The 26,680-nt window shown below is 60.0% G+C and carries 25 protein-coding genes; 8 read left to right on the top strand and 17 right to left on the bottom strand.

The window, feature by feature from the left end; translation table 11 throughout:
- Positions 1 to 40 precede the first annotated feature (40 nt).
- From P0111_13350 to P0111_13340, 3 genes are all read left to right on the top strand, one after another.
- Positions 41 to 2,665, top strand: coding sequence for an ABC transporter permease (locus tag P0111_13350; protein ID MDF0645010.1), 2,625 nt, complete (start codon positions 41 to 43; stop codon positions 2,663 to 2,665).
- Positions 2,666 to 2,952: 287 nt separating this feature from the next.
- Positions 2,953 to 3,309: a hypothetical protein gene (locus tag P0111_13345; protein MDF0645009.1), complete on the top strand. Its 357-nt coding sequence runs from the start codon at positions 2,953 to 2,955 to the stop codon at positions 3,307 to 3,309.
- 3 nt (positions 3,310 to 3,312) lie between these two features.
- Positions 3,313 to 3,957: a Fic family protein gene (locus P0111_13340; protein MDF0645008.1), complete on the top strand. Its 645-nt coding sequence runs from the start codon at positions 3,313 to 3,315 to the stop codon at positions 3,955 to 3,957.
- A gap of 1,352 nt (positions 3,958 to 5,309) precedes the next feature.
- Here P0111_13340 and bioB read toward each other — a convergent pair.
- The 8 genes from bioB to rplU form a co-directional block, all read right to left on the bottom strand.
- Positions 5,310 to 6,353: a biotin synthase BioB gene (gene bioB / locus P0111_13335; protein ID MDF0645007.1), complete on the bottom strand. Its 1,044-nt coding sequence runs from the start codon at positions 6,351 to 6,353 to the stop codon at positions 5,310 to 5,312.
- A 71-nt stretch (positions 6,354 to 6,424) separates the two neighbouring features.
- On the bottom strand, positions 6,425 to 7,822 hold the full coding sequence (locus P0111_13330) for a tetratricopeptide repeat protein (GenBank protein MDF0645006.1): 1,398 nt from the start codon (positions 7,820 to 7,822) through the stop codon (positions 6,425 to 6,427).
- A 3-nt stretch (positions 7,823 to 7,825) separates the two neighbouring features.
- Positions 7,826 to 8,209 carry a ribosome silencing factor gene (rsfS, locus tag P0111_13325; GenBank protein MDF0645005.1) on the bottom strand — a complete coding sequence of 128 codons (384 nt, stop codon included), beginning with the start codon at positions 8,207 to 8,209 and terminating at the stop codon, positions 7,826 to 7,828.
- A 43-nt stretch (positions 8,210 to 8,252) separates the two neighbouring features.
- A complete protein-coding gene (gene nadD / locus P0111_13320; GenBank protein MDF0645004.1) occupies positions 8,253 to 8,975 on the bottom strand; it encodes a nicotinate-nucleotide adenylyltransferase in 723 nt (240 codons plus the stop codon).
- Between the two features lie 142 nt (positions 8,976 to 9,117).
- Complete coding sequence (proB, locus tag P0111_13315; GenBank protein ID MDF0645003.1) at positions 9,118 to 10,239, bottom strand: glutamate 5-kinase; 1,122 nt, start codon at positions 10,237 to 10,239, stop codon at positions 9,118 to 9,120.
- Positions 10,221 to 11,246, bottom strand: coding sequence for a GTPase ObgE (gene obgE, locus P0111_13310; protein MDF0645002.1), 1,026 nt, complete (start codon positions 11,244 to 11,246; stop codon positions 10,221 to 10,223). The genes proB and obgE overlap by 19 nt, the downstream gene beginning before the upstream one ends.
- 120 nt (positions 11,247 to 11,366) lie before the next feature.
- Positions 11,367 to 11,630 carry a 50S ribosomal protein L27 gene (gene rpmA / locus P0111_13305; GenBank protein ID MDF0645001.1) on the bottom strand — a complete coding sequence of 88 codons (264 nt, stop codon included), beginning with the start codon at positions 11,628 to 11,630 and terminating at the stop codon, positions 11,367 to 11,369.
- A 19-nt stretch (positions 11,631 to 11,649) separates the two neighbouring features.
- Entirely contained in the window at positions 11,650 to 11,964 is a 315-nt protein-coding gene (gene rplU, locus P0111_13300; protein MDF0645000.1) for a 50S ribosomal protein L21, read from the bottom strand.
- Between the two features lie 179 nt (positions 11,965 to 12,143).
- Between rplU and P0111_13295 the strand changes: the two genes are divergently transcribed.
- Together P0111_13295 and P0111_13290 are read left to right on the top strand one after the other, a co-directional pair.
- A complete protein-coding gene (locus P0111_13295) occupies positions 12,144 to 12,515 on the top strand; it encodes a PilZ domain-containing protein (protein MDF0644999.1) in 372 nt (123 codons plus the stop codon).
- A gap of 74 nt (positions 12,516 to 12,589) precedes the next feature.
- Positions 12,590 to 13,501 (top strand): branched-chain amino acid transaminase, encoded by a 912-nt coding sequence (locus tag P0111_13290; protein ID MDF0644998.1) that lies wholly within the window; start codon positions 12,590 to 12,592, stop codon positions 13,499 to 13,501.
- 110 nt (positions 13,502 to 13,611) lie between these two features.
- Here the strand turns inward: P0111_13290 and secG are convergent, their stop codons facing one another.
- From secG to gap, 4 genes are all read right to left on the bottom strand, one after another.
- A complete protein-coding gene (gene secG, locus P0111_13285) occupies positions 13,612 to 13,953 on the bottom strand; it encodes a preprotein translocase subunit SecG (GenBank protein MDF0644997.1) in 342 nt (113 codons plus the stop codon).
- 14 nt (positions 13,954 to 13,967) lie between these two features.
- Positions 13,968 to 14,741, bottom strand: coding sequence for a triose-phosphate isomerase (tpiA, locus tag P0111_13280; protein ID MDF0644996.1), 774 nt, complete (start codon positions 14,739 to 14,741; stop codon positions 13,968 to 13,970).
- 42 nt (positions 14,742 to 14,783) lie between these two features.
- Positions 14,784 to 15,983 carry a phosphoglycerate kinase gene (locus P0111_13275; protein MDF0644995.1) on the bottom strand — a complete coding sequence of 400 codons (1,200 nt, stop codon included), beginning with the start codon at positions 15,981 to 15,983 and terminating at the stop codon, positions 14,784 to 14,786.
- Between the two features lie 68 nt (positions 15,984 to 16,051).
- Positions 16,052 to 17,065 carry a type I glyceraldehyde-3-phosphate dehydrogenase gene (gene gap / locus P0111_13270; GenBank protein MDF0644994.1) on the bottom strand — a complete coding sequence of 338 codons (1,014 nt, stop codon included), beginning with the start codon at positions 17,063 to 17,065 and terminating at the stop codon, positions 16,052 to 16,054.
- 200 nt (positions 17,066 to 17,265) lie between these two features.
- Here gap and P0111_13265 point away from each other — a divergent pair, with 200 nt between their 5' ends.
- Entirely contained in the window at positions 17,266 to 19,701 is a 2,436-nt protein-coding gene (locus tag P0111_13265) for an endonuclease MutS2 (GenBank protein MDF0644993.1), read from the top strand.
- A 42-nt stretch (positions 19,702 to 19,743) separates the two neighbouring features.
- Here the strand turns inward: P0111_13265 and P0111_13260 are convergent, their stop codons facing one another.
- Genes P0111_13260 through P0111_13250 form a run of 3 tightly spaced genes read right to left on the bottom strand, consistent with a single transcriptional unit; the run spans position 19,744 to position 22,516 of the window.
- A complete protein-coding gene (locus P0111_13260) occupies positions 19,744 to 21,114 on the bottom strand; it encodes a sigma-54 dependent transcriptional regulator (protein ID MDF0644992.1) in 1,371 nt (456 codons plus the stop codon).
- Positions 21,115 to 21,167: 53 nt separating this feature from the next.
- Positions 21,168 to 22,148, bottom strand: coding sequence for a tRNA epoxyqueuosine(34) reductase QueG (queG, locus tag P0111_13255; GenBank protein ID MDF0644991.1), 981 nt, complete (start codon positions 22,146 to 22,148; stop codon positions 21,168 to 21,170).
- A 2-nt stretch (positions 22,149 to 22,150) separates the two neighbouring features.
- Positions 22,151 to 22,516, bottom strand: a complete 366-nt coding sequence (locus P0111_13250) for a hypothetical protein (GenBank protein ID MDF0644990.1) — start codon at positions 22,514 to 22,516, stop codon at positions 22,151 to 22,153.
- A 288-nt stretch (positions 22,517 to 22,804) separates the two neighbouring features.
- Between P0111_13250 and P0111_13245 the strand changes: the two genes are divergently transcribed.
- Together P0111_13245 and P0111_13240 are read left to right on the top strand one after the other, a co-directional pair.
- The gene (locus P0111_13245; protein ID MDF0644989.1) at positions 22,805 to 23,917 is read left to right on the top strand and encodes a DGQHR domain-containing protein; all 1,113 of its coding nucleotides are present in this window, start codon (positions 22,805 to 22,807) and stop codon (positions 23,915 to 23,917) included.
- Entirely contained in the window at positions 23,901 to 24,497 is a 597-nt protein-coding gene (locus tag P0111_13240) for an SRPBCC family protein (GenBank protein MDF0644988.1), read from the top strand. Before P0111_13245 ends, P0111_13240 begins: the two co-directional genes overlap by 17 nt.
- On the opposite strand, the gene thiI is transcribed toward P0111_13240, so the two are convergent.
- Together thiI and trxB are read right to left on the bottom strand one after the other, a co-directional pair.
- A complete protein-coding gene (thiI, locus tag P0111_13235) occupies positions 24,457 to 25,659 on the bottom strand; it encodes a tRNA 4-thiouridine(8) synthase ThiI (GenBank protein ID MDF0644987.1) in 1,203 nt (400 codons plus the stop codon). The two genes, P0111_13240 and thiI, sit on opposite strands and share 41 nt — an antisense overlap.
- A 67-nt stretch (positions 25,660 to 25,726) precedes the next feature.
- The gene (gene trxB, locus P0111_13230; protein ID MDF0644986.1) at positions 25,727 to 26,647 is read right to left on the bottom strand and encodes a thioredoxin-disulfide reductase; all 921 of its coding nucleotides are present in this window, start codon (positions 26,645 to 26,647) and stop codon (positions 25,727 to 25,729) included.
- Positions 26,648 to 26,680: the final 33 nt, after the last annotated feature.

Genomic DNA, 26,680 nt, shown 5'->3' with positions numbered 1-26,680 from the left:
GTCATCGGTTGCTCACCTCAGCGACGAGGAGTCGGCTGGAATGCCAGTCCGTTGGTCAGTGCCTGCATCGCTGATTCTGGCCCATTTTCGCGAACGGCCGGTCCGAAACGTGCTCAGCGTCGTCGGGGTCGCACTCGGCGTGATGGCGTCCGTGTCGATCGGCACGGCCAACGTGCGAGTGCTTCAATCCTTCGATCGATCGGTCCGAGCCGTCTCCGGAGCGGCAACGCTGGAAGTCATCGGTCACGACCTTGGAGTGGACGAGACAGTGATCAGGTCCGTACGCCATGTTCCTGGGGTGGAGAGCGCCGCTCCGTTTCTGGAGCAGGGCGTTGTGGTGCAAACCGGAGAGCACCGAGGCGAGGTGCTGCAGATCTTCGGCATCGACCTCTTAGCCGAGTTGGGTTCCCCAAGCGAAAGATTCCTGGTCACTCAGGAACATCGAGAACGGACGCTCGAGGATGTCGTCTCGGCCGATGCCGTCTATCTCGGTCGATCGCTGGCCGATTCATGGAAACTCCATGTCGGCAGTCTCTTGGACGTGCAAGGCGGCGGAGGCAACCTCCGCCTGAGGGTGGCAGGACTGATTCAAGGGACGGAGGGTTCTCGATCGCTCTGGGACCGATCGGCTGCCATGGACATCGCCGCGGCGCAAGTGAACTTCGCCGCGATCGGCCGGTTGGATCGGATCGATATCGTCACGGAGGCGGGATGGAATGTGGATGACGTCGCGGCCTCCGTCCGTGCCGTCCTTCCGCCGCACCTTGTCGTACAACGGCCCGCCCAACGGTCGCAACAGGTGGAGAATATGGTGCGCTCGTTCCAGCTCAATTTGACGGTATTGAGCTGGGTCGGGCTCCTCGTCGGAACGTTCCTCATTTACAACACGATGGCCTTCGCCGTGACCCAGCGGCGGCGCGAGATCGGCATCTATCGCGCCCTTGGAATGCCGGAACGCCGGATCGCGCTGCTGTTTCTTCTTGAAGGAGGGATGCTGGGTTTCATTGGCGGCATGCTGGGAGGGATCGGCGGTGTCTGGGTGTCACGGGCGCTCATGGCGCTGGTTAGCCGCACCATCTCAGACCTCTACGTTCCGCTCGGGACGGGGGATCCGACGTCCTGGTTGGACGCGCAAACCGGCATGGCCATGCTGAACGGCACGGTGTTCGGGACGATGGTTGCGATGGTGGGCGCGTTGGCTCCGAGCCTGGAGGCCTCGCGAACCGTGGCGGTTCGTGCCCTGGCGCCGGGAGATTACGAAGAGACTCAGCGAGTCCGGAGCCGTCGCTTTCTGGCGGTCAGCGTGCTGTTACTGGTCTGTGCCGGTGTGCTGTCGATGCCGGGACCGATCAACGGTCTTCCCGTGTTCGGATATCTGGCAACCCTCTGCCTTCTTGGATCGCTGGTGGCTCTGTCGCCGGTCTGTATCCAGGCGTTGGGACGCGACAGGGTTTCCCAGGACAATGCGTCCCTCGCACTGGAGGGCGGGCTGCGTCGGATGGCTGCTGAGCATGCCGCGCGACATCCGGGCCGCAATGCGGTGACCGTTTCGGCCTTGATGGTCGGACTTGCCATCATGATCGGGGTCGTGGTTATGGTTCGCAGCTTTCGCGAAACCGTGGAGACCTGGGTGAATGAAACGGTCATGGCCGACTTGATTGTGGCGCCGTTCGGCTGGCTGCAAGGGCAACAGGTCGGTCATGCGGCCCGTGCGCTTCCCGATTCGCTGGTTTCAGATCTCGCTTCCTTCGAAGGTGTGGCGGCGGTCGACACCTATCGGAACGTGCAGGTGGAGGCCGAAGGCCGACCTGCCATGCTGGTGTCACGGGATATGCGGCTGCATGCCCAACGGAGTCGCTATCTTCTCGTGCGGGGCGATTCGACGGCCGCACTGACCCGGGCTGCCGAATCGGGAGGAGTTCTTATCTCTGAAGTGCTGGCCAACCGACTGGGAGTGCAAGCGGGCGGCCGCGTGAGTATTCAGAGTCCGCAGGGGCCACAGAGCGTGCCGGTGGAAGGGATCTTTTACGATTACGCCACGGACGGCGGCAAGATGGTCATGGACCGCGCCGTCTACCAGAGGCTCTGGCGCGACCACGCCGTGACGGTGTTCGCCGTCTATCTCAAACCCGGAGCCGATAGCGAGACCGTCCGGGCCGCGATGGTCCGGACCTTTGCCGGACGACAGGATGGCGCCTTGCCGCCGATGGTGATCAAGAACAAGGAGCTGCGGGAGGAAATCCTCGACATCTTCGACCGCACATTCGTCCTGACCTATGTGCTGGAGCTGATCGCGGTCCTGGTGGCGGTGCTCGGTATCGTGAACACGCTGGTGACCGCCGTCCTGGAGCGACGGCGTGAACTTGCCACGCTGCAGGCGATCGGGGCGAGTCGGAAGCAAGTCGAACGATTGGTCCTGTGGGAAGCGGTCTATCTTGGTGTGATCGGCGCGGTGTTGGGTGTGATGGGAGGGCTTGGCTTGGCCTGGATTCTCGTCACCGTGATCAACAAACAGTCCTTCGGTTGGACGATTCGCATGATCGTGCCGATCGAGGTACCTTTACAAGCGGTAACCATAGGAGTGGCCGCGGCATGGATTGCGGGTTACCTTCCGGCGCGATGGGCTGCGAGACAGAGCATTGCGGAGGGTATTAGGCAGGAATAGCGGCCTGGCGGAGCGCAGTCGCTTCCTCACCTCTCGGAGCGACTCTTCCGGACTCAGCCGAGCGGAATCTGCGCTTCGCGCCCTTCTGGAATTCCATCGACTGCGGTCAGCGACCGCAGGATCTCAGTCAGTTCCAGCTTTCCTTCTCGGCTGAGTCTCGGCGGGTCCCCGCTCCTACGGTGAAGTTGCTCCGCGCTCTGCCAGACCACAGTGGATATGAGAAACGCGGTGCTCGTTCGACGCGTGCAGGGTTGACCCATAACTTGACTCATACATACCCTGTGAGCATGTCCTTTCAGCCGAAATTCACCGTCTCCGCACGACTCGTCGGCGAACTCGAGGCGATCGCGGTACTGCGGGAGAGAATCCTCGCTGCGACAGTCCAAGTCCCATGGATACCTGCTCTCCAACACGAGGCGCGCGTCAGACATACCCATGGCTCGACGGCGATCGAAGGCAATCCCTTGACGCTGGAGCAGGTCTGGCTCATCGAAGAGGGGCATGAACTGCCTACCGAAGCGCCGCGCGCACGACGAGAAGTCCTGAATTACCTTGCAGGGCTCCGCCATATTGAGCGTCATGCGGACAAAAAACGGATTACCCACCAGGATATTCTCGCGCTACACAAGATTCTCGCCACCTGAGTGATGGACCAAGGCGACGCGGGTCGGTATCGAGACATTCAGGTCTATGTGGGACCGTATACGCCCCCAGCGCCGCAGCTCGTGGGCGGATTGATGGCTGAACTTCTGGCGTGGTGGAACAGGGATGCCGGGGCCTTGTCGCCGGTGATCTCCTCCGCAGTTCTCCATTATCAATTCGAGGACATTCATCCATTCGCTGACGGCAATGGGCGCACGGGGCGAGCCCTGGCACTCTGGGATCTCTGCCGCCGGGGATTCGATACGCACCAAATCTTTTCGGTCGACGAAGTCTATAGCGAGGACCGTCCCGCCTATTACGGCGCATTGGCGAATGTGCGGAAACAGGGGAACGACCTCACGGAATGGATCGAGTACGCTGCACGAGCGCTACAGGTCACACTCGATCGGGTCTGGACACGCATTCAGCATCTGGGGGCCGGGGCCACACGGACGAAGGTGGTGCTGCGTCCGCGACAAGAACAGTTGCTGCGGTTACTCATGAACCGCCGGTCGATGACGCCCAAAGAAATCCGCGAGAGCCTGCGAGTCTCCAAACAAGGAACCATGGATCTGTTGCATCCGCTTCTGGAAGCGGGGCTGGTTCAACGCAGCGGCACCAAGAAATCCGGCCGCTACATGCTGACTTGAAGTGTCATCATCGATGAAAGAAGCATCGCTGGACGATTCGTATGATCGTGCCGATCGAGGTACTTTTGCAAGCGGTAACCATAGAGGTAGCTGCGGCATGGATTGCGGGTCACCTTCCGGCCCGATGGACTGCGAGACAGAGCATTGCGGAGGGTATTAGATAGGAATAGCCTCGACGTCGGAAGAGCGGGCATTCAAGTTCCGCCATCATGCGATGATCAGGCACGGCTATCCGATTCGTACTGTTGGCCGCGTGCTCCTCGAAAGCTTCGACGAAGCGTCGAAATGCTGTCGCACGGCGGCACGTCGTCGGCCGTCTGTTTGGCGCGCCCGCTATGTTAGATCTCTCCATGCCCGCTCCTCCGTCCAAGGCAGTGAGTGAGGTGAGGCGGCGGATAGCTTCAAAGAGCGTCCTGGTGTGTCCGTCATGGCTTGCCACGGTACGCTCCAGTTTGGCGAGTTTCTGAGCCAGGGCGCTGTGCGTGCCCAGCATCTCGCGGAGTTTCATGAATGCTCGGACCACATAGATGCTCACCTCAACGGCTCGCCTCGAATTGAGGAATCTTGCCACCGTGACTGCGCCATGCTCGGTGGAGGCATACGACGTGGCGGGAGAATACTTGAGTTTCTTGTTGGCTGTCTTGCGAGCTGCCTTCGCCGCTCTGCGGAGCGCACGGCCAACCGCGCGGGAAAAGGCATTTGGGGTGATTTTTCGTCTCGGCGGCTTCATCGTGTTTGCTCGCTCAACAGCGGAACGTTCGTGGAATTGTCGTAGACGGACCACTTATCGGCTAACGGTCGATAGAGTTTCCGGAAGTTGTTCCAACTCCTCTGAAAGCGTCTGATGACATCTGCGCGAGGCACATCATGACCGCCTTGGCGAACGCGGGGCGCGATTCGTTGAGGTGCCAGGTGGACTCACGACAGGGATAAGAACACGATCTCTATTCGGTATCCAGCGGTATTCCACTTCTTCAGCAGTCGAGGATACGTTCGGCCGCTCAGCGTGCTTTCAAACGCGAACTTCTTCCTGGCCTTCGCCAATCGAGACAGCTCCAAGAGCACGAGGCGCTCTGCCTGTCGAGTCGCTAGTTCCGGACGGATAGGTGAGAGGCCACCGGCAATTAAGTCGGCATGCCCAAAATGGACGACTTCTTCTTCGCGTAGGAGGAATTCCTTCGCGAAAGTCGTCTTTCCCGCGCCACTGGGACCGGCGATGACAATGCAGCGTGGAGGTCGAGGTCTTCTGATTCTCCTGCCCACAGGACGTCGTATCAGCCTGCCACCGGCTGCGGAGGCTGCTCAAAAAGGTTCTCGGCAAGGCCGCAGGGAGTGAGGCCCCCGAGGCGTGCTCAGTGCCGCACGTTGAGGGGTTCGAGCGACTGAGAACGCAGCTGAGGGCCTTTTTCAGCAGCCGATTGGTAGTCCACCTCGATCGTGAATCCCAGATCTTCGATCATGCCCCAGACCTCTGGAGCCGGTGCGCCTGGGGTTGTCAGGTAGCCGTTCACGAACACCGAATCGGCTGGATAGAGGGCGAGCGGCTGCAGGCTGCGGAGGTTGTGTTCGCGGCCGCCGGCGATACGTATCTCGGTGCGTGGATGGAGAAAGCGGAACAGGCAGAGGACTTTCAGACAGCGTTGCGGCGTGAGATTGTCGCAATGCTCCAACGGAGTGCCTGCCACCGGGTGCAGCGTGTTGAGCGGAATGGAATCCGGCTTGACCTCGCGCAAGGCCATGGCGAGATCGATGAGGTCCTCGTCCTGTTCGCCCATGCCGACGATTCCGCCCGAGCAAATTTCCAATCCTGCCGCCCGGGCATTCCTGATTGTTGCGAGGCGGTCTTGGAACGTGTGGGTCGTGCAGATCGAGGCGTGAAACGCTTCGCTCGTGTTCAAATTGTGATTCACGCGATCCACGCCCGCCGCCTTTAACCGCTTCGCCTGCTGTTCGTTCATGAGCCCCAGTGAGCAACAGATCTGGATCGGATTTTCCTGCTTGATGGCACGGACGGCTCCGGCGATCTCGTCGATCTCACGGTCCAGCGGGCTTCTGCCGCTGATGACGATACAGTACCGTTGAGCCTTTGAAGCGGCGGCCTCTCGCGCACCCTCGATCATGCGGTTCTGTGGGAGCAGACTGTATCGTTCGATCGGAGCGGTTGAGATGGAAGATTGGGAACAATAATGACAGTCTTCCTGGCAAGCGCCGCTCTTCGCGTTCTGGAGCATCTGCAGGCGGACCGTTCGGCCGAAATATCTGGCCCGCACCTGGAATGCTGCGTGAAGTAGGGCGAGAAGTTCGTCGTCCGGTGCGGTGAGGACGGAGAGAGCTTCCGGTCTCGTCAGGGGTTGATCGTCAAGAGCTTTTGCGGCCAGGGTCGAATAATCCGTCATACAGAGACCTTTCAATTTCAGCGAGATTCGTGCTCTGGGTCGATGGCTCGGAAGGTCGAAACGGAAGAAAACTACACGGTTTCAAACGGAGAAGCAATGCCCGGATACGGAACCGCGCGGACCGGGAGGGGAGACTCTTTTCCCGCGGATACCACATCCCCATCGAGCCAGGGAAGGGCCACGAGGCTGTTCCAGCTTCCGCAACGCCGGCAGCGGCCGGCCCATTCGGCGGTTTCCTGCTGGCAGGCAGTGCAGACGTACGGGACGACGACGCGCTTCTTGAACTGCAGCGCTTTCTTCAATTCCACCACCGCCTGCTCCATGTGTTGCTTGCGCAAAAAGAGGTTGGCCATGATCTTGTGGTAGTCGACCAGTTGATCCTGAGGCCCTTCGATCGTCGAAAGAATGTCGAACGCTTCGTCGACCATTTCGAGCCGATAGTACAGTTTGCCCAAATAGAACTGCAGCACGGAGTCATTGGGGTTCTGCTGGAGCGCGTCTTGATACGTGCGGATGATTTCGCTCGGCTCGCCCTGTTCGAGGAACAGCTCTTCCAGGCGATGTAGGATGATCACGTTGTGCGTCTTCGCGTAGACCTTTTTAAGAATTTCGACGGCTTGTTTGGTCTTGCCTTCCTGTATCAGGATTTCTCCGATGCCGATATAGGCCGGGAGAAACGTTCGGTCCTTCTTAATCGCGCCGCGGAAGTATCGCCTAGCCTTGTCTGGATGCCCCCGCTCCAGCAGCTGGCGTCCGACCTCGTACATGCACCCCGTCAGCAACAACGTCTCCGCGCGGCGTTCGGATTCGGGCAGGCTGGCTTTCAGGAGTCGATGCTGGATTTCCAGCGCTTCGCTCCATTTTTCGAGACGGATGGACAAGTCCCGCTTGCGTATCAGGGCCGTCAGGTTGTCCGGTTCGATGCGTAGAATCTTCTGCAGGGTCTGGAGAGAATCCTCGTATCGCTTGGCGGCTTCCAAATCTTTGGCCAACTCCAGGAGGATTTCGATGTTGCGGTCGTCGATACGATTGGCATACTGATGCAGCCGGATCGCCTCCGAGAAATTGTTCTCCGAGCGATAGATATTGCCCAGCCAGAGCAGGGAATCGACCCGGTTGGGATCGATTGCCAGGGCCTTTTCAAACAGTCCGATGGCTTCGCTGATGCGCTTGGACATGAATGCGTGCGTGCCCTCGCGATGGAGCGCGTCGAGTTTCTCTTTCCGGCGTTGTAAACGTGTACTCCTCCACGTCCCGATGGCGTGCACAGTTTGCCGCATGCCGACCGCCAGGGCCACCAACACCGCTCCGACGGCCGTGGAAAAGATCACCAGCGTGACGGGGCTCAAGTCGAACTGCGAGGAAGGACCCGTATGGATGGTCAGCGTGCCGGGATTCAACTCACGGAAATAACTGTAGACGAAAATACCCGCGCTGATGAGAAAAATGCTGGTGAGCAGCCTGAGCATGGTCTAGGCCTGTCTGGATATGGCCATCCGCTTGGTGCGGGCGGGCTTTGCCGCCGCTGAATCTGACGTCCCTTCCTCTACCGGGATACGCTTGGCATCAGCCCAGAGACGCTCAAGCCCGTAGTGCTGACGGGCGTCATGCCGGAAGATGTGAACAACGACGTCCCCATAGTCCATCAACACCCATTGCGATGAGGCCTTGCCTTCGATACTGAGGGGATTGGAACCGGTTTGAGAGAGGACCCCGTCGACATGATCGGCGACCGCTCTGGTCTGTCGATCGGAATCCGCCGATGCCAACACCAAGTAGTCGGCGATCGAGGTCAGTTTGGCGACGTGCAGGACGACGATATCCGTGGCCTTTTTGTCGTACATGGCCTTCGCGATGGCAAGGGCCGTGGCCTTCGGTGTTCGTGCGATCGGATTCCTCTTATTCGTACAAGTGATGCTGAAGTATATAGGATTCCACGGTGGGCGGCAATAGATTTGCCACCGAAAATCCCGTCCGGACCCTTCTCCTGATGTCCGAAGCCGAAATCTCGCTGGGGGTGAGATGCAGGCACACAAGCCGTCGGTCTCCGAGGGGAATGTCCAATTGTGAGATCTGGCCGGCATCCAAGGCCGCGAAGGACTCTCTGGAAAGCGTCTGAAAAGGATTCACCCGAGTTAAATCCTGAAACGAGGTCCCCGGTCGATTCATCACGACGAATGAACAGAGCTTCAACAGCGTGTCCGATTCCCGCCAAGTCGGAAATTCGAGGAACGCATCCAGTCCGATCAGAAAGAACAAGTCCGTCTGGGAGCCGTATTCTTCGCGGAGGAGCCGAACGGTGTCGACGGTATACGATTTCCCAGGCCGGCGGAGTTCGACGTCGGAAATCGCAAGGCCGGTTTCTGAAGCGATGGCCAGGCGGACCATTTCATGACGATCCTTGGCGGATGCGAGGTCCTTGCCCGATTTGTGAGGGGGGTCGCACGTCGGAATGAAGAGTATGCGATCGAAGTCGAGGGCATGCCGAATGTGCCGCGCTATCGTCAGATGGCCGTAGTGAACGGGGTTGAATGTTCCGCCGAATAGACACAATCGCCGGTCGAGTTTTGAAGTGTTCGTGTTGAGCGCCGAGCTCGTTGATGCCGGATCGGACTGATTCATAACTTACAATTCAACGCTACATAACGACAGAAGTTCTGCCCTGTTCGTTATTCCGGGCTGGACCCGGAATCCAGTCCTGACCTGGATTCCCGCTTTCGCGGGAATGACAGGCACTGCTGTGATTAACGTCGTCATGTTTAATTTATAGGATGACGAGATTGTCCCGGTGGATAATCTCGTCATATTCCCGCGGACCAAGCCGCTGTTGGATTTCGGCCGTCTTCAGGCCTTTCATGCGGGCGATCATGTCGGAGGAGAAATTGACCAGGCCTTTGGCGAATTCCTTTCCGTCCTGAGTGAGGCAACTGACCGGATCTCCTGCCTCGAACGAACCCTTGACGTCGATGATTCCGGAGGCCAACAGGCTCTTCCCGCGTTCCGCGAGCGCCGCCACGGCTCCGGCATCAAGAAGCAGTTGCCCCTGGGCCCGAAGTGTGAAGGCGATCCACAGCTTGCGGCTCGTCATCCGGCGCCCTCTGGGCAGGAACAGACTGCCCCCATCGCCACCCGCTAGGACGGAGGGCAGAAGGCCGGCCTGTTGCCCATTGAGAATGAGCGTCGCTACGCCGTATTCGCCGACTTTTTTCGCCGCTCGAACCTTTGTGGCCATGCCCCCCGTTCCTTCAAACGTGGTAGACACGCCGGCTCGTTGCTCGATGTCCTCCGTAATTTCAGGGATCAGCGGGATCAGCGCCGCGTCCGGATTCTTCCTCGGATCTTGGGTGAAGAGGCCGTCGATATCGGAGAGGATGACCAGCAGATCCGCGTCCACGAGGTGAGCCACGTCCGCAGCCAAGGAATCATTGTCGCCGACCCGAATTTCGTCCACGGCCACCGTATCGTTCTCGTTGATGACGGGTACCACCCCGAATCCGATCAGGGCCGCCAGCGTATGGCGGGCATTCAGGAATCGTCGTCGATCGGCGAGGTCCTGATGCGTCAGGAGAATTTGAGCGACCTGGGCGCCGAGCCGTTCAAAGGATTTCTCATAAGCCCACATCAAGCGACTCTGTCCGACGGCCGCGGCTGCCTGTTTGACCGGCAGGCTCCTCGGGTATTCTTTCAACGCCAGTTTCTTGATGCCGGAGACGATGGCGCCTGACGAGACCAGCAGGACCTCGCGCCCGTCGGCGCGGAGCATCGCGATCTCGTCGGCCAGCCGGTCGATCCGATCGGGATGGAGTCCCGCGTCTTTGGAGGAGACCAGACTGCTGCCGATCTTCACCACGACCCGCTTGGCGGTTCTCAGAATTTCGTCGCGCATCCGACGGTCCGAAGGTGCTCGACCTGTTGTCCGACGAAGGAGACGAGTTCCGACAACCCTTCTCTCGTGGCGGCCGAGATGGGGAGACACTGGTACTTCCGGCGCTTGCAGTACGCCTGCAACGCCTTCAATTTGCTCCGGTCGCCGGCGGCATCGAGTTTGGTGGGGACCACCGCAAAGGGGCGCGCAGACAGGGAGGCGTCGTAGGATTCCAACTCTTTGCGCATGACGTCGAAGCTCGTCACGGGGTCATCCGCCGACCATTCGGATATATCGATCAGATGAAGCAGGAAGGATGTCCGCTCAATATGGCGTAAGAACTGAAACCCAAGTCCCTTGCCTTCGTGGGCACCCGCGATCAGACCGGGGATGTCCGCGACGACAAAGCTGCGATCAGATCCCCAGCGCACCACTCCAAGGTTCGGGACCAACGTCGTGAATGGATACTCCGCGATCTTGGGGCGCGCCGCGGAGATGGCCGCAATGAGCGTGGATTTCCCGGCGTTCGGATACCCGACCAGCCCGACGTCGGCCAGCAGTTTCAGCTTCAGTCTGAGTTCGCGCTCTTCCCCTTGGGTGCCGTGCTCAAAGCGCGTCGGCACCCGGTTGGTCGAGGTGGCGAAATGACTGTTGCCGCGGCCGCCCCTTCCGCCGTGCGCAATGGTGACCGTCTCTCCGTCTGCGGTCAGGTCGGCAAGCACGTCCCCGGTGTGTTCGTCAGAGACGACCGTTCCCACGGGGACAGCGACCACCACGTCATGTCCTGTCCGGCCGGTGCAATTGGATCCGCTGCCGGGCCGGCCGCCCTCCGCCTCGTAGTGCCGTTGGTATCGGAGGTCGAGCAGTGTCGTGAGGCGTTGTGACGCCGTGAAAATGACGTGTCCCCCATTCCCGCCGTCTCCTCCGTCCGGGCCCCCGCGGGGGACGAACATCTCGCGCCGGAAGCTGCACACTCCGTCGCCGCCTCGTCCGGCCTTGACCACGATGCTGACTTCATCGACAAACATCTGAGCCTATCCGCAGGAATGTGTCCGGTCAGTTCTGCCCGGAGACCTCACATGGGGCGCGAGGCCCCCTTGACGTTGTTGGACGAGTGAGACGGTAGTGGTGAAAAGGAGGGGCGCCGGCTATGAGGTCGTCGGTATGGGGTAGACGCTGACCTTCTGCCGCGCGCGACCGCCCTCGAATTTGACGGTGCCCGTTACACGTGCGAAGAGGGTGTGGTCTTTGCCGAGGCCCACATTGAAGCCCGGGAAAAACTTGGTGCCGCGTTGGCGTACGATTATGGCACCAGCCTTCACCGTTTCGCCACCATACGCCTTCACGCCCAAATATTGCGGATTGCTGTCCCGTCCATTTCTCGATGATCCGCCGCCTTTATTCGTCGCCATGAAGCATCATCCTTTACGATTAGGCCGTGTGGATGCCAGTGATCCGAAGTTTGGTAAAGCCCTGCCGGTGGCCTTTTGTGCGACGGTAGTTCTTGCGCCGTTGCTTCTTGAACACGATCATGGATCGGGTCCGGCCCTGATTGACGATCTCCGCTGTGACTTTGGCCCCCGTGACCAGGGGTTGCCCGATGACGACCCCCTTGTCCCCGTGAACGAGTCGAACGTGGTCGAGTTCCACGGTGCCGCCCACTTCACCGGGAAGGCTCTCGACTTGGACAAGGCTGCCGTGTTCCACCCGGTACTGTTTGCCGCCTGTTTCTACGATAGCGTACATGAACCCTACCCTCCGTGACAAAACACAGGTATCTATCACAGCACGGAGAAAAGTGTCAAGGTAATGGTGCGGCCGCAGCCTCGCGCGTTGCGGGGCGTAGGACCGCTCCTTCCCCCTTTCGAGGGCTTTCAAGCCCAGTCCGGCGGCGAATAAGATCCAACCACGGAGGATCGCACGCCATGGAGACTTGGGCAAGGCACTCAAACCGACCGATCCCAAGAACATTCGTTCTCAGAACCTACCGGCGAATCCCGACATGGTGCGCCTCCTACTACCTAAGCGGAGCCGCGATCGGGAAGGGAGTCGTGACGAACTTGTCGCGTAGCGGTATGCGGATGCTGGGGGATCATGCGCTCAAGGCCGGGACTGATTTGTGCGTTCGGTTCCAACTTGAGGAAGACCAGCCACCCATCGAGATCACCCGCGCCACGGTGCGGTGGGTACGTGAATATGAATTCGGGTTGCGGATCGACGATCAGACCGCCGCGGCGGCCGGACGCATCGCGGAGGTGCTGAACCGCCAGGCCCGCACCGGCCTCAATGGCTGGTAATCGCACTCGACCGGAGTCGTGGGCCGCGGATTCTTGACGCTTCTTCCGGCCCGCTGCTATAGTCCGTTTCCATCATGGAACCCCAAGGCAAGATCTGGATGGATGGAGCGTTTGTCGATTGGGCGGATGCCAACATCCATGTCCTCACGCATTCTCTTCATTACGGGCTGGCGGCATTTGAAGGATTGAGGTGCTATCGAGGCAAGTCAGGCTCCGCCATTTTTCGGCTGCACGAGCACGTCGATCGGCTCTTCGAGTCGGCGCATATCGGTATGATGACGATTCCCTACGACAAGAAGCAGGTTGCGGAGGCGATCGTCGAGACCGTGCGGATCAATCAGGTGGAGGCCTGTTACATCCGTCCGCTGGTCTATATCGGATATGGCGCGATGGGGGTGTATCCCGGTGACAATCCGATCAAATTGGCCATTGCCGCATGGAAATGGGGAGCGTATTTGGGCGAGGACGCGTTGGCCAACGGCATGCGGGCTCGGGTGTCGTCGTTCACTCGCCACCACGTCAACGTGTCGATGACGCGGGGCAAGATCTCAGGCTACTACGTCAATTCCATCCTCGCGAAGCGGGAAGCCAAAGCCGACGGCTACGACGAGGCCATCATGCTGGACCCCGAAGGCTACGTCTCTGAAGGCACGGGAGAAAATATCTTCATCGTGCGCAAGGGACGGATCAAGACCACGCCGTTGACCTCCATTCTTGAGGGGATCACGCGGAATTCCGTCATCGAACTGGCGCGAGAGCAGGGCATCGTCGTGATGGAGGATCGATTCACTCGAGACGAGATGTATATTGCCGATGAGGTGTTCGTCACGGGAACCGCCGCCGAACTGACCCCCGTGCGTGAAATTGACAACCGCCGAATCGGAACCGGGAAACCCGGTCCGATTACGACGGGTCTGCAGAAATCCTTCTTTTCCATCGTGCGCGGTGAGGATGCGGCCCACGCATCCTGGTTGACGCGCATCTAGCTCGGACTCTCCTGTCTGTCTCAGCGACGCCGTCACAGGGCCAGCCCACCAGGGCGGTCTGCGTATCCCGCCTCGGGGTGGTTGTGCACGGCGTCACTTCGAGGATCCGCTCAGTGACCGGATGATGAGGAACCGTCGGATGAGTGGGAATCTCCCGCCGGTTTGTCGGCCTGGGTCGGCGAAGCTTCCTTTTTCTTCAAATCGATAACGGTGGAAGAAAACGTCCGCTCTTTGACCAACATCGCAAGACTGAGAGAGGTGATCATGAATACGGCCGCCACCACCACCGTGAATTTGCTCAAGAAGTTAGCCGGGCCGCGACTCCCGAACACCGTCTGACTCGAACCCCCGAACGCCGCGCCGATCTCCGCCCCCTTGCCGGACTGAAGCAAAATAGCGCCGATCATCAGGAAACAGGCAAGGACATGAATGATGATGGTCAACGTGTGCATGGGCCTCCAGAATTTTAGCCGATCGGGTTCCGTTTCGCCGCGGCGATGATCTTAGCAAACGAGTCTGGATTGAGACAAGCCCCGCCGACCAGCGCGCCGTCGATGTCGGAGCCGTCGAGCAGCGAGGCGGCGTTCTGAGCCGTGACACTGCCGCCGTAGAGGATCCGCATCGTGGCTGCTGCGTCGTCATTCCAGCCTTTGGCCAAAAACGCTCGTATCGATCGGTGAACGAGGGTGGCCTGAGCAACCGTCGCGGCGCGTCCTGTTCCGATCGCCCACACCGGTTCATAGGCGATGGCCACCGCCTTTAAGTCTGCGGCCGTGAGCTGATCCAGGCCGGAGGAGAGTTGCTCGGCGATGATCCTCTCCGTTTGCCCCGTCTCGCGCTCCGTCAGCGATTCACCGACGCAGAGGATCGGTCGAAGACCGCAGGTCACCGCCGCGCGGACTTTTTTCCGCACGTCCGCATTGCGCTCCCCAAACAGCGTGCGCCGTTCCGAGTGCCCCACGATGACATAGCGGCATCCCAGGTCGAGAAGCATGGTGCCGGAGATCTCACCGGTGAAGGCCCCGTGCCCTTCCCAGTGAAGATTCTGCGCGCCGAGCGCGATCCAAGAGGTCGGTCCAAGGGACGAGCGTACTGATTCCAGCGCCGTGAACGGCGGAGCGAGGACGACTTCGGCCTCGGCGGAGGTTTCGAATAATTGCCGGAACTCACGAACGAAAGTCCGGGCCTCCGACGCCGTCTTGTTCATTTTCCAATTGCCGACGATCAGCGGTGTTCGCAAGAGATGTCCTGATGTTGGGGCGGTTCAAGCAGATGCGGTCGGTCAATCTTTCCGTTCGGGAAGGGCGGTCAAGCCGGGAAGCTGTTTTCCCTCCAGCAGTTCGAGCGCGGCGCCACCGCCTGTGGAAATGAAGGAGATGTTTTCCGATTCGCCCGCGCGGTGTACGGCCATGGCGGTCTCGCCTCCGCCCACGATCGTGAGCGCATAGGCGTCGGCGACGGCGTGAGCGACGGAGAGCGTACCCCTGGCATAGGCATCGATTTCGAACACGCCCATCGGTCCGTTCCAGAGGATCGTCTTGGCGTTTTGAACCGCTTCCCGGAACAGTTTGACCGAAGCGGGGCCGATATCGAGCGCGTACCATCCCTTGGGAATTTCCTGGACCGGCACGATCTTTGTTTCAGCACCCGGCTCGCGGCTGGCCGCCACCACGCAATCCACCGGCAGATAGAACTTGACCCCGCGCGACAACGCGTGATCCTCGATCCCCTTGGCGAAATCCAACATATCGTTCTCGACCAGCGAATTACCGATCTCCAACCCTTTGGCCTTGAGGAACGTGAAGGCCATGCCTCCGCCGATGATGACCTTGTCGACGCGCTTCCCCAGGTTTTCGATGACGCCGATTTTACCTGAGACTTTGGCGCCACCGAGAATGGCGACGAAAGGGCGGACTGGATTGGCCACCGCGCCTTCGAGATACTCGATTTCCTTCTTCAGGAGGAAGCCGGCCGCCGAAGCGGGAATAAACTTGGTGATGCCGACCGTGGAGGCATGGGCCCGGTGGGCGGCGCCGAATGCGTCGTTGATATACACGTCGCCCAGTGACGCCAGCGCCTTGGAAAATTTTTCGTCGTTCTTTTCCTCGCCCTCGTGAAAGCGGAGATTTTCCAAGAGCAGGACGTCGCCGGGGTTCATCTTCGCGACGAGCCCCTCCACAGCGGGGCCGATACAGTCCGGCGCAAAAGTCACGTTCTTCCCCAGAAGCCGGCCCAGCCGTTTCGCGATCGGCGCCAGGCTGTATTTCGGGTCGAACCGGCTCTTCGGACGGCCCAGATGCGAGCACAAAATGACCTTGCCTCCATCGTCGACGACGCGATTGATGGTGGGAAGGGTCGAGCGGATTCGGGTGTCGTCCGTGATCTGGAGGGAGTCGTCGAGCGGAACGTTGAAGTCCGCGCGGATGATCACCCGTTTGCCGTTCAGCGTGAGGTCGTCAATGGTTTGCTTGTGCAGATTCATGGTCGATCGTTACTTTGGGTCCGGCGTCCTAAGGAAAATAGGAGTGGAACGGAATCAGTTCACAGCCATCAATGGCTCTTGGCCTTCGCCGCAATCACCTTGATCAAGTCCCTGACTCGGCAGGAGTATCCCCATTCGTTGTCGTACCAGGCCGTGACTTTCACCAACCTCTTGTCGACGACGGCGGTCAGCGGGGCATCGACGGTGGCGGAGTGATCGTCGCCCTTCTGATCGATTGAGACGATAGGAGCCTCGGAATAGTCGAGAATGCCCTTCAACGGACCGCTTGCAGCCTTACGGAAGGCTTCGTTGACCGACGCAACGTCGCAATCCTTTTCGGTTTCCACGGTCAGGTCGACCAGCGAGACGTTGGGGGTCGGCACGCGGATGGCGAGTCCGTCCATCTTCCCTTTGAGTTGCGGGATGACCAGATGGAGCGCCTTGGCGGCACCGGTACTGGTCGGGATCATCGACATGCCGGCGGCACGTGCGCGTCGGAGATCCTTGTGCGGCAAGTCCAGCAACTGCTGGTCGTTGGTATAGGAGTGGATCGTCGTCATGATGCCGTGTTTGATGCCGAAGTTTTCCAGGAGCACTTTCGCCACGGGAGCCAGGCAATTGGTCGTGCAGGAAGCGTTGGATATGATGAGATGCGACGCCGGATTGTAGGTGTTGTCATTGACTCCGAGCACGATCGTCACGTCGGGATCCTTGGCGGGCGCGGAGATGATGACGTGTTTGGCGCCGGCGGAGAGATGCTTCCCGGCGCCTTCTCGGTCGGTAAATCGTCCCGTCGATTCGATGACGACGTCGATATTCAGATCCTTCCAAGGGAGTTCTTTGGGATCCTTGATCGCCAGGACCTTCGTCGCTTTCCCATCGATGAGAATCTGATCGTCCTTCGCCTCCACGGTGCCCTTCAGCGTGCCGTGGACCGAATCGTATTTCAGGAGGTACGCCAAGGTCTTGGCGTCGGTGAGGTCATTGATCGCCACAAACTCCAGCTGAGGATCTCCGAGCGATGCCCGCAGGACATTTCTTCCTATTCTGCCGAACCCATTGATTCCGACTCTGATAGCCATAGTGCGCTGGTCCTTCAAGAAAAAACAGGCCGGTGAACAGTACCGGCCTGATGGAGCCCGATAGTATCGACGGCATCCGAGCTTGTCAAGCGCTACCAAAGTGGTAAACCCGCGTCGATACGTTCATTTCAAGGGGTGCACCTGAGGGGTTTAGGTGCGACTTGCGTCTGTGCGGCAGCCATGGGTAGAGTCCGTCGCTGATGAGTCCATCTCCGCGGTCCGATCTCGCCGAGCTCACGACTCGAGCGCTCGAATGGAGGGTGCTCCTGGAGGCGCTTGCGACGCATGCCCGCTCCCCAATGGGTGCGGCCCGTTGTCGCACCCTTATGCTGACGAGCGAGATCCAAGCAGCCCGGCGACGCCAACAGGAAACCTGGGAGATGGTGCAGCTTCAGGCGAGTCCTGACCCGATGCCGACCCTCTCCTTCCCTGACATCCGGGAACCGCTGTCCCGCGCAAGCAAAGGGGCGGCGTTGGATACTCATGAGTTGCGCGATCACGCGGTCGTCCTCGTTCTGTGGTCCGAAGTTCTCCGCTATGTGCGGCGGCATGGGCAGGAAGCGCGGGCGCTGGCGGCTGCGGCAGCTTCTCTGGAAACGCTTCCTGAACTGGGTGTCATCATTGCGGCTCTGGAGGGGGCCGTTCACTTCGATGGATCGATGAAAGAGTCCGCGTCGCCTGCACTGCTTCGGTTGACGCATCAGGCCAACGATCTGAAGCAGAGGATCCGCCATCAACTCGATGACCTCCTTCGCTCGCGACACTATGAGGAGATCTTGCAGGAGCCGTATTTCGATCAACGCGAAGGACGCTATGTGTTGCCGATCAAAGCCGGATTGCAAGGTCGTGTCTCGGGAATTGTGCATGATGTCTCGTCGAGCGGAGCCACCGTTTTTTTCGAGCCGCGCGAGTTGGTGGAGCTGAACAATGCCATCAAGCTTGCCGAACTCGAAATCGATCGGGAGGCGCGGAGGATTCTCAGAGAACTGTCGGGTCTGCTCGCCGCGCAAGCGGAAAGAATTGGATGTGGTCTTGAGGCGCTGGCCGAGTTGGACGAGATCGCCGCGCGGGCGTCCTTGGGCCGCCGCTTAGGGGCTCAACCTGTGGCATTGAATGCCGATGGACTGATTCGCTTGAGACAAGCGAGACACCCCTTGTTGGTCCTGACTAGAGATCAGGTCGTCGCCAACGACATTGTGTTGGACGAGACAGTCCAGGTCCTGATCATTTCCGGACCGAACACAGGCGGGAAGACGGTCACGCTCAAGATACTCGGGCTGTTCGCCTTGATGGTACGGGCGGGATTACTGCTTCCTTGCGATGCGGAGTCCGACATGGCGGTCTTTTCGGCGGTCTATGCGGATATCGGGGATGCGCAGGATCTGGCGCGCGACTTGTCCAGCTTTTCGGCCCACATGACGCAAATGATCGAGTTGTTGCGCGAGGCGCAGCAAGACGGCGATCCCAGCTCCAGGTGTCATGTCGGACAGGCGCTGGTGTTGCTCGACGAGCCTGTCACGTCGACGGATCCGACGGAAGGGGCTGCCTTGGCGGAAGCTCTGCTGTGTCGATTTGCGAGGCTGGGGATGAAGGTCGTGGCCACGACGCATTACCGGTCCCTCAAGGCATTGGCGCAGACCAAGGAGGGATTCGCCAATGCCAGCGTAGGGTTCGACCTGGCCACCCTCTCGCCGACCTATCAATTGTTTCTCGGCGTTCCGGGTGGATCCTCCGCCCTCGAAATCGCCGGTCGGCTGGGTATGGATCACGCCGTGCTCGATGACGCGAGACAGAAGTTGGGGCAGGAGGACCATGCGCTCGAACGGATGTTGAACGATCTACACGGGCAGCGGCGACAATTGGCTGAGAATCTCGCTCGAGCGGCTGAATCACGGGCCGAAGCGGAAGAAGCCGCTCGGCTGGCCAAGGGAGAGCTGGCGCGGTTGGAATCGACCGAGCGGGAGGCCAGGAAGAGCATCAGAAAAAAATTGCAGGACCAGTTCAGCCGCGCAAGAGCCGAGGTGCAGGCGATGGTGGACGAAGCGAAAAGAGAACAGAAGCTGATGACGGCGCGAGCGGCGCAACGACGGCTCGGCGAACTGGAGCAGGAATCGCGAGAAGCCCTGGAGCCGGAGCGGATTCGAGTCCCGATCGAGCAGCTGAAGGTCGGCGATCTGGTCGAAATCGGAGGACTCAATACGATCGGCATGCTGCTCGAAGCTCCGTTCGGGAAGAAGCGCGTGCGTGTGAGAGTCGGAGAAGGGGAAGTGTCGGCCTTGTGTTCCGGGCTGATCGGGGTGATTCCGGATGCCGGAGGCGCGAAGAACCCTCCGCCCGCCCCTCCGGGCCCTCCGGCGGTCACGACCCCGCCTCGTGCCTATCATGCTTCCGAGCAGACCGTGGTCGATGTGCGGGGTAAGATGGTGGACGAGGCGCTGGAGGAAGTCGTGGCGGCCTTGGATCGAGCGGCACTGGCGGGGGCTCCTCTCGTGCGGGTCATCCACGGTCATGGAACCGGCCGTCTGAAGGCTGCCGTGCGGGACTATCTCGGTCGCTCGCCTTACGTCAAGGAGTTCCGGTCTGGAGATCGATCGGAAGGAGGAGACGGAGTGACGATGGCCCGACTGCGCGAATAATCGGCGATGAGGACGTTGAACCGGCAGCAACCAGCGATGCGGTCAGCAGAGACGATACTTGGCCATGCGATAACGTAAGGTGTTTCTCGTCAGTTTGAGAAGACGACTCGCTTCGGAAATGTTCCCTCCCGCCTGGTGCAGCGCCTCCATCAACATTTTCTTCTCCATGTCCTGCAGGGAGAGGCCGAACGCCAACAACGAGGGTTTGGCTTGAGGGTCCGGGAAATCACCGTTGGTGCGGAGCGTCGGCGTGCTGTCGCTCGATAAGGAGGCCGGGAGGTGTTCGGGGAAGATTGTCGGACTCTTGCAGGTGATCGTCAAGCCTTCCACGACGTTGTGCAGTTCCCGGACATTGCCGGGCCAATCGTGTCGGCGCAGCAACTCGATGGCTGCGGGACTGACATCCGGCACGCGGCGACCGCGGTCGCAACGAATCGAGTCCAGGAAGTGCCGGACCAGCGGCTCGATATCGTCGGGCCGTTCGCGCAAGGGCGGAATCCTCAATTGATACACGTTGAGCCGGTAATACAGATCGAGACGAAACTTTCCCGCTTTAATGTGAGCCGGAAGATCTTCGTTGGTCGCGGCGACGACGCGAATATCAATCGGGACGTCGCGTGTATCGCCCAGCGGACTGATCACGTGGTCTTCGAGAACCCGCAGCAACTTGGCCTGTGCCATGGGACTGACTTCGCCGATTTCGTCCAGGAACAACGTGCCTCCCTCGGCGGCCCGGAAACGCCCGAGCTTGGGCTGTTTGGCGTCGGTGAAGGCACCTCGCTGGTACCCGAACAACTCCGATTCCATCAGATGTTCAGGGATTCCCGCGCAGTTCAGCGCGACGAACGGTCCATTGGATCGCGGGCTCGAGGCGTGAATGGCATGGGCGAAGAGTTCCTTGCCCGTTCCGCTTTCGCCCGTAATCAGAACCGTCGCGTCCGTCCCGGCGACTTCGGCCGCCAGGTGCTTGACCAGCCGCATTTGCGGAGAAATGCTGACGATTCGATCGAACCCTGACGACGTTTTGGCAACCGATTGGCTGGTGGCGGTCTCGATGTGCATCCGAAGGAGCGTCGCGCGGACATCGGATTCTGTCAACGGTTTGGTGAGATAATCGGCCGCTCCCAGACGCAGTGTCTCCACCGCGGCCCGGGCCGAGTCCTCGGCACCCACGACCACGACCGGAACCGAAGGAGCCACGTTTCGAAACCGAGCCACCAGGGGGGGCAATATCCGGCTCTGCCGGCTCTCATCAAGGATGATGCCGTCGAACCCGGCCTGTTGCTCGAGTAGATGGATCCCTTCCTCCGATGTGGCGGCGAACTGGAGGATGAGGTTCAGGTTGGAGACCGCTCGCTCGATGGTGGTCTTCGTCGAAGAATCGGTCGAAATCACGAGGAGCAGAGGAGGCATGAGGCACCGCTGTTGTAATCGACAGCCGTTGTGTCGCGTTGTTGAGCCTACTCCTATTCGGTTGGGGATGAAAGGGGGGATTTCTTCGTATGACGGGTCTCGTTCTCCTGAACAATGACGACGTTGCGCAGCAATCCGTCCCGCTTGGCCCGGCGAATCGGGCTGTCGCGGAACTGTTCCGCGAATGCCGTCTCGGTCAGCCCGGCCAACTCCGACAGGCGGGGAGCCAGAGCGACAGGCGACGGCGAAAACGCTGCATCCGCTTTCCCGGCGGCTTGCAGATTGAACGGACAGACATCGAGACAGTCATCACACCCGAAAATATGGTTGCCCATCCGTTGTCGCAGCTCGCTCGCAATCGTGTCTCCGGGTCCGCGGTACTCGATCGTGAGGTAAGAAATGCAACGCCGCGCATCGACGACATAGGGCTCCACGATCGCCCCCGTCGGACAGGCCTGAATGCATAGGCGACAGCTGCCGCAGAGGTCGGTCGCGGGTTCGTCCGGTGTGAGTTCCACCGTAGTCAACACTTCTCCGAGAAGCAGCCAAGACCCGTGCTCGGCTGAGACCAGATTGGAATGCTTGCCGATCCATCCTAGGCCGGCCTGCTGGGCCCAAGCCTTCTCCATGACGGGACCGGTGTCGACGTAGCTGCGGGTGTCTGCCTCGGGCGCCAATGCCTTGATCCGGCTCTCCAGCCGGCTGAGGCGATCTCCAAGGGTACGATGATAATCTCGTCCCCATGCATAGCGAGCGATGCGTCCCAACCCGGGCCCCTCAGTCGCCCGGTGTCCCGTATCGTAATTGAGACCCACAGACACGATGGAGCGGCAATCCGGCAAGACCACCCTCGGGTCGGCGCGACGAGACGGATCGCGCGCCAGCCAGGCCATCGTTCCGTGATAATGGCGCGCGAGCCACTCCTCCAGCCGATCGAGGAGGGTTACCGAGGGGGATCGAGTGACCGTGGAGATTCCGACCGCGTCAAAGCCCAGGGCGATCGCTTCCTGCCGGATCACCGCGGAGAGCGACATGGTTAGCGTTGTGTGCAGTCGAATCGAACGATGAATTGGACGGAACAATGCCCGGTGCTGCAGCGCCCACAGGCTCCGGTAATCTTGGTTTTCCAGTCGGTGCGTTTCTCATCAAATTGGCAGGCCATCTTCCCGCCCTTGGAAATGGTCGTCCAGGGCTTGGTCGTACCGGGGATGTGAGCGACGAGGCAGTCGGCCGGTATCGGCACCTGGCAATGCTGGGAAGATTCTCCCTTGGCCATCCCGAAGCTGCAAGACTGTTCCGTTGTGGCGATATAATCCGACGGGCGTTGAGCCGTCGCGACCGAGGGCGGGCAAGCCCATAAGATGAGCAGCGCGACGCTCAGCATTCGGTACAAGGAGTACATGCCCGCGCATGGTAGCACAGCGGCCGAGCTTGCGGCTATGGACGACTCTGCGTAGAATCACGCCCGGGCGTCGGAACAATCGCAACGGCATTCTCGTGCCCTGTACGCGCGGCAGGCCGCGAGGAGCCTAGATCAGGCGCATCGACCGTATCGTTATCCATCGTCGGAGCATGGTCGAGGACGGCGTGGACAAGGCCGACCGTACGCCTGCCTCGCCGCGTCCGTTTGATTGAATGATTGTGTATTCCGCATGTGTGGTGACGACAGACAATCCTTGAGGGAGGAGCCATGCTGGCCACGCAGATTCGTCAGAAGGAAGGCATGTTTTACTTCATCGGGTACAACGCGGCCGATCTGCTCTCGAAGGTGCGGTTCACCAGCCGCTATTATTTCGAAGGCGAGGAGATCTCAGAAGCGAGACTCCCTGAGCATGACGACGTGGCGCAGTTCATCGCCGGGATCGAGCGGAGCGAAAAAGGCTTCCAACGCTTGCTCAATCGACAAAAAATCAAGCAGATCGTGAATTTTTATGAAACGGTGGTGGCGCAGCCCATGATCCCGGGGACGGTGCTGCTCTTCACCGATGAAACACTCCGTTTTCAGCGCGCCGGTGAACATGAATCCGTCGGCCATTTGAGCGAGCCGAAAGGGAAGTATTTGATCATCGACGGACAGCATCGGCTCGCCGGCCTCCACTTTTTTCAGCAACGCCATCCGGACCAGATCGACAAGGTGGAGGTGCCATGCATTCTTTTCGACGGCAGAAGCGGCGAGTTCGCGACCGAGATGTTCGTCATCATCAACAGCACACACACGCGCATCAATCGATCGCACCTTGTGGATCTTTATGAGAAGGTGTCGTGGGAAAGTCCTGAGAAAAAATTCGCCGCCAAGGTGGTCAACTTGCTCTATGAGGAAGCGGATTCTCCGCTGCAATACAAGATCAATCGGTTGGGCGGACGAAGCAAGCAGGAAAAGTGGATCCTGCAGTCCGAGATCTTCAACGAATTGCTCAAAGTGGTGACGGCGCACAAGCGATGGATGGAATCTCATTTGGGGATGAAGGCCGAGCGCTGTTATGCGCTGGTCCGGGACTATCTCAGGGGCGTCAAAGACGTTATGCAGGATGTGTGGGGGCAGAACGAGCGGTACATGTTTACCCGGGATGTCACGCTGAAGGCGCTGATTCGGGTGCTCGACGATATCGTGGTCGATCGGAAGCTGATCAGCGACTGGGAGGCGCAGCGCTCGGCCAGGCCATTCGCCGATCTCGTGAGGCCGTGGGCGGCGCTGGGGAAAGAATTCCGGGCCGAGGGGTTCTATGAACGGTTTCCGGCAAAAGGCCAGCTGGAGCGCGTGCGAAAGATCCACCAGCGGCTCCTGGATGCGATCATCGGGTAGCTGGAACCCCGCGCGTGTCCTGGTCAATGTGGCGTTGACGCTTGCGATCGGATTGTTCGAAACAGCCGCCCCTCCTGCCGTTGTCGCCGCAGATACCGATGAACTGGAAGTCAAAGTCGAGCCGGATAGTGGAATCCGAGCGAGGGCGAGGCTTGTCTTCGAGGCCAAGCCCGGCGTGCTGTTCGCCATCCTGACCGATTATGCGCACTGGCCAGACTTGTTCGAGGTGCGCATGAGGCTCGTCGACCTCACGATGCATGGCGCGATTGCCCGGACCGATCTTCGGATCGAGCATGCGCTGTTGCCGGGAGAACGGCGTCTGGTCACGGACTCACGGACAGTGACGGATCGCAGCATCGTGACCGATCTTGTGCAGGGCGATTTCAAACGGTACCATCGTGCCTGGAGATTGAGCCCCGCGGACGGCGGCGCCCATACGCTCGCGGAGTTTGAGTTGCTCGTCGCAATCGACTCCATGGTGCCTGACTGGCTGGTGGCCTTCGCCATGCGGCGCGAGTTGGAATCGCACTTCCGGATTGTCAAGAAGAAGGCGATGGAGCGTGCCGCGGCGGAAAGGTGAACTCGGACGGCTCCGCGGCGTCCACGCCCTGCTTGACGAGCCCGCCGATATCGAAACCTCGCTCGATGCGCCGAATATCATCGATCTTCGTTCGCGTGCTGGGATGCGGCGGCGTGAAGAGGGAGCAACAGTCCTCATCCGGCTCGATCGATGTGGTAAATGTGTCGATGTGTTCCGCCTGGCGCGTGATTTCCGTCTTATCCATCCCGATCAAGGGGCGCAGGATCGGCAGTTCCGCGGCTTCCTCGACGACCGTCAGATTTTCCGGGGTTTGAGAGGCGACCTGTCCTAGACTGTCTCCAGTCACGAGCCCCCAGCACTGTTCGCGTTGGGCCAACTCACCGGCGACGCGGACCATCAGACGACGATAGAGGACCACCCGGTAGGGTGCGGGTGCCTGCGCCACGATTTCGCGTTGGATTGTGCCGAACGGGACGACATACAGTTTGGAGCGATACTGATACGCGGTCAGTGTCTGAACCAACTCTCGGACTTTTTCTTCAGACGCGCGGCTGACCAGCGGGCGTCCGGAAAAATGGATGAACACGGCGTTGCAGCCGCGTTTCATCATGCGGTAGGCGGCGACAGGGGAGTCGATGCCGCCTGAAATGAGGCACGCCACGGTGCCGCTGACGCCCACCGGCATGCCTCCGGGTCCCTCGATCTTGTCCAGCGAAAAATAGGCCTCCTTGGTCAAGAGGTGGATATAGACCGTCAAATCGGGATTCTTGAGCTGTACCTTCTTGCCGGTGGTCTGATGTAAGTATGCTCCGACCGCTCGTTCCACATCCATCGACGTCAGGACCAGCCGCTTGTCCGCGCGTCTCGCCGTCACCCGAAAACTTTCAAACGTACGATGAACAACGGCCTCACCGATCCTGCCGGCCAAGACAGCGAGATTCGGGCTTGCCAGCTTCAACTCTACGGCCTCGGCGGGCGAAAAATTGGCGATGCCGAACACACGCCGCAAGCGATCGGCCACGTGCAGAGCGTTCGCTTCAGGCGGCAGGGCGATGCGGATACGGCTGCGCAGGCTTTCCACGCGGCTGATGCGAAGGTCGCGAAGGGAGGAGCGAATGTTCTGAACCAGGCGCCGTTCGAAGAAGTCACGATTACGACCCTTCAGCGCGAGTTCATGGTAGTGGATGACGACGTATTTCATGGGAGGAATCGCCCCCGCTTACCTCGATACGTCTGTCGCGCGCCTGCATGAGGTGCGGTCCACCTCGTCACGTGCCGAGAGCTTCCAGGTAGCGTTCGACATCCATCGCGGCCATGCACCCGGAACCGGCCGCGGTGACGGCTTGCCGGTAGATGGAGTCCTGCACGTCGCCGGCGGCGAAGATACCGGGGACACTTGTGGTGGTGCCCTTCGTGGTGATGAGATAGCCCTTTGGATCCATGTCCAGTTGCCCTGAGAAGAGCGACGTATTGGGCCGGTGGCCGACGGCGACAAAGACACCCGCGCAGGGAATTTCCGCCGAATGCCCCGTGACCACGTTCTTGAGCTTGATGGCTGTCACGACGTCGGCGCCGAGAATGTCTTCGACGACGGTGTTCCATAAGAAAGTGATCTTGTCGTTTTTCATGGCGCGATCTTGCATGATCTTGGAGGCGCGCAGCTTGTCCCGGCGGTGGACGACGGAGACCTTGGTGGCAAATTTGGTCAGGAATAGCGCCTCCTCAATGGCGCTGTCTCCGCCTCCGACGACCATAAGCTCCTTGCCGCGAAAGAAAAAGCCGTCGCAGGTGGCGCAGGTGGATACGCCGTGGCCGATGAGACGAGATTCGTTCTTGAGGCCCAACTGAAGAGGTGAGGCGCCGGTCGCGATGATTACCGCTTTGGTGTAGAACGATCGCTCCCCGTCGATCGTGATGGAGAAAGGGCGGGTCGTGAAATTGACCGACGTCACGTCGCCAGTCTGAAACACGGCGCCGAACCGCTCGGCCTGCGCACGCATCTCTTTCATGAGATCCGGCCCCATAATGCCTCGAGGAAATCCCGGATAGTTCTCCACGACGGTCGTTGTTGTGAGTTGCCCGCCCGACTGCCATCCTTCGACCAATAAGGGCGTCAGATTGGCCCGGGCGGCATAGATGGCAGCAGTGAGTCCAGCGGGACCGGATCCGATGATGATGAGATTATGCATAGGAATTCACTGTAGCACAGGGGGACTGGAGGA

The sequence above is a fragment of the Nitrospira sp. genome (assembly GCA_029194535.1).
Lineage (GTDB): Bacteria > Nitrospirota > Nitrospiria > Nitrospirales > Nitrospiraceae > Nitrospira_C.
The sequence above is the reverse complement of the archived record's forward strand: the minus strand, read 5'-3'. Positions and strand labels throughout refer to the sequence as shown.

Coding starts and splice junctions, on each gene's coding strand:
- P0111_13350 (MDF0645010.1), top strand. CDS start 41: ATGCCAGTCCGTTGGTCAGTGCCTGCATCGCTGATTCTGGCCCATTTT.
- P0111_13345 (MDF0645009.1), top strand. CDS start 2,953: ATGTCCTTTCAGCCGAAATTCACCGTCTCCGCACGACTCGTCGGCGAA.
- P0111_13340 (MDF0645008.1), top strand. CDS start 3,313: ATGGACCAAGGCGACGCGGGTCGGTATCGAGACATTCAGGTCTATGTG.
- bioB (MDF0645007.1), bottom strand. CDS start 6,353: ATGACGGATTATTCGACCCTGGCCGCAAAAGCTCTTGACGATCAACCC.
- P0111_13330 (MDF0645006.1), bottom strand. CDS start 7,822: ATGCTCAGGCTGCTCACCAGCATTTTTCTCATCAGCGCGGGTATTTTC.
- nadD (MDF0645004.1), bottom strand. CDS start 8,975: ATGAATCAGTCCGATCCGGCATCAACGAGCTCGGCGCTCAACACGAAC.
- proB (MDF0645003.1), bottom strand. CDS start 10,239: ATGCGCGACGAAATTCTGAGAACCGCCAAGCGGGTCGTGGTGAAGATC.
- obgE (MDF0645002.1), bottom strand. CDS start 11,246: ATGTTTGTCGATGAAGTCAGCATCGTGGTCAAGGCCGGACGAGGCGGC.
- rpmA (MDF0645001.1), bottom strand. CDS start 11,630: ATGGCGACGAATAAAGGCGGCGGATCATCGAGAAATGGACGGGACAGC.
- rplU (MDF0645000.1), bottom strand. CDS start 11,964: ATGTACGCTATCGTAGAAACAGGCGGCAAACAGTACCGGGTGGAACAC.
- P0111_13295 (MDF0644999.1), top strand. CDS start 12,144: ATGGAGACTTGGGCAAGGCACTCAAACCGACCGATCCCAAGAACATTC.
- P0111_13290 (MDF0644998.1), top strand. CDS start 12,590: ATGGAACCCCAAGGCAAGATCTGGATGGATGGAGCGTTTGTCGATTGG.
- secG (MDF0644997.1), bottom strand. CDS start 13,953: ATGCACACGTTGACCATCATCATTCATGTCCTTGCCTGTTTCCTGATG.
- P0111_13275 (MDF0644995.1), bottom strand. CDS start 15,983: ATGAATCTGCACAAGCAAACCATTGACGACCTCACGCTGAACGGCAAA.
- gap (MDF0644994.1), bottom strand. CDS start 17,065: ATGGCTATCAGAGTCGGAATCAATGGGTTCGGCAGAATAGGAAGAAAT.
- P0111_13265 (MDF0644993.1), top strand. CDS start 17,266: ATGAGTCCATCTCCGCGGTCCGATCTCGCCGAGCTCACGACTCGAGCG.
- P0111_13260 (MDF0644992.1), bottom strand. CDS start 21,114: ATGCCTCCTCTGCTCCTCGTGATTTCGACCGATTCTTCGACGAAGACC.
- queG (MDF0644991.1), bottom strand. CDS start 22,148: ATGTCGCTCTCCGCGGTGATCCGGCAGGAAGCGATCGCCCTGGGCTTT.
- P0111_13250 (MDF0644990.1), bottom strand. CDS start 22,516: ATGTACTCCTTGTACCGAATGCTGAGCGTCGCGCTGCTCATCTTATGG.
- P0111_13245 (MDF0644989.1), top strand. CDS start 22,805: ATGCTGGCCACGCAGATTCGTCAGAAGGAAGGCATGTTTTACTTCATC.
- P0111_13240 (MDF0644988.1), top strand. CDS start 23,901: ATGCGATCATCGGGTAGCTGGAACCCCGCGCGTGTCCTGGTCAATGTG.
- thiI (MDF0644987.1), bottom strand. CDS start 25,659: ATGAAATACGTCGTCATCCACTACCATGAACTCGCGCTGAAGGGTCGT.
- trxB (MDF0644986.1), bottom strand. CDS start 26,647: ATGCATAATCTCATCATCATCGGATCCGGTCCCGCTGGACTCACTGCT.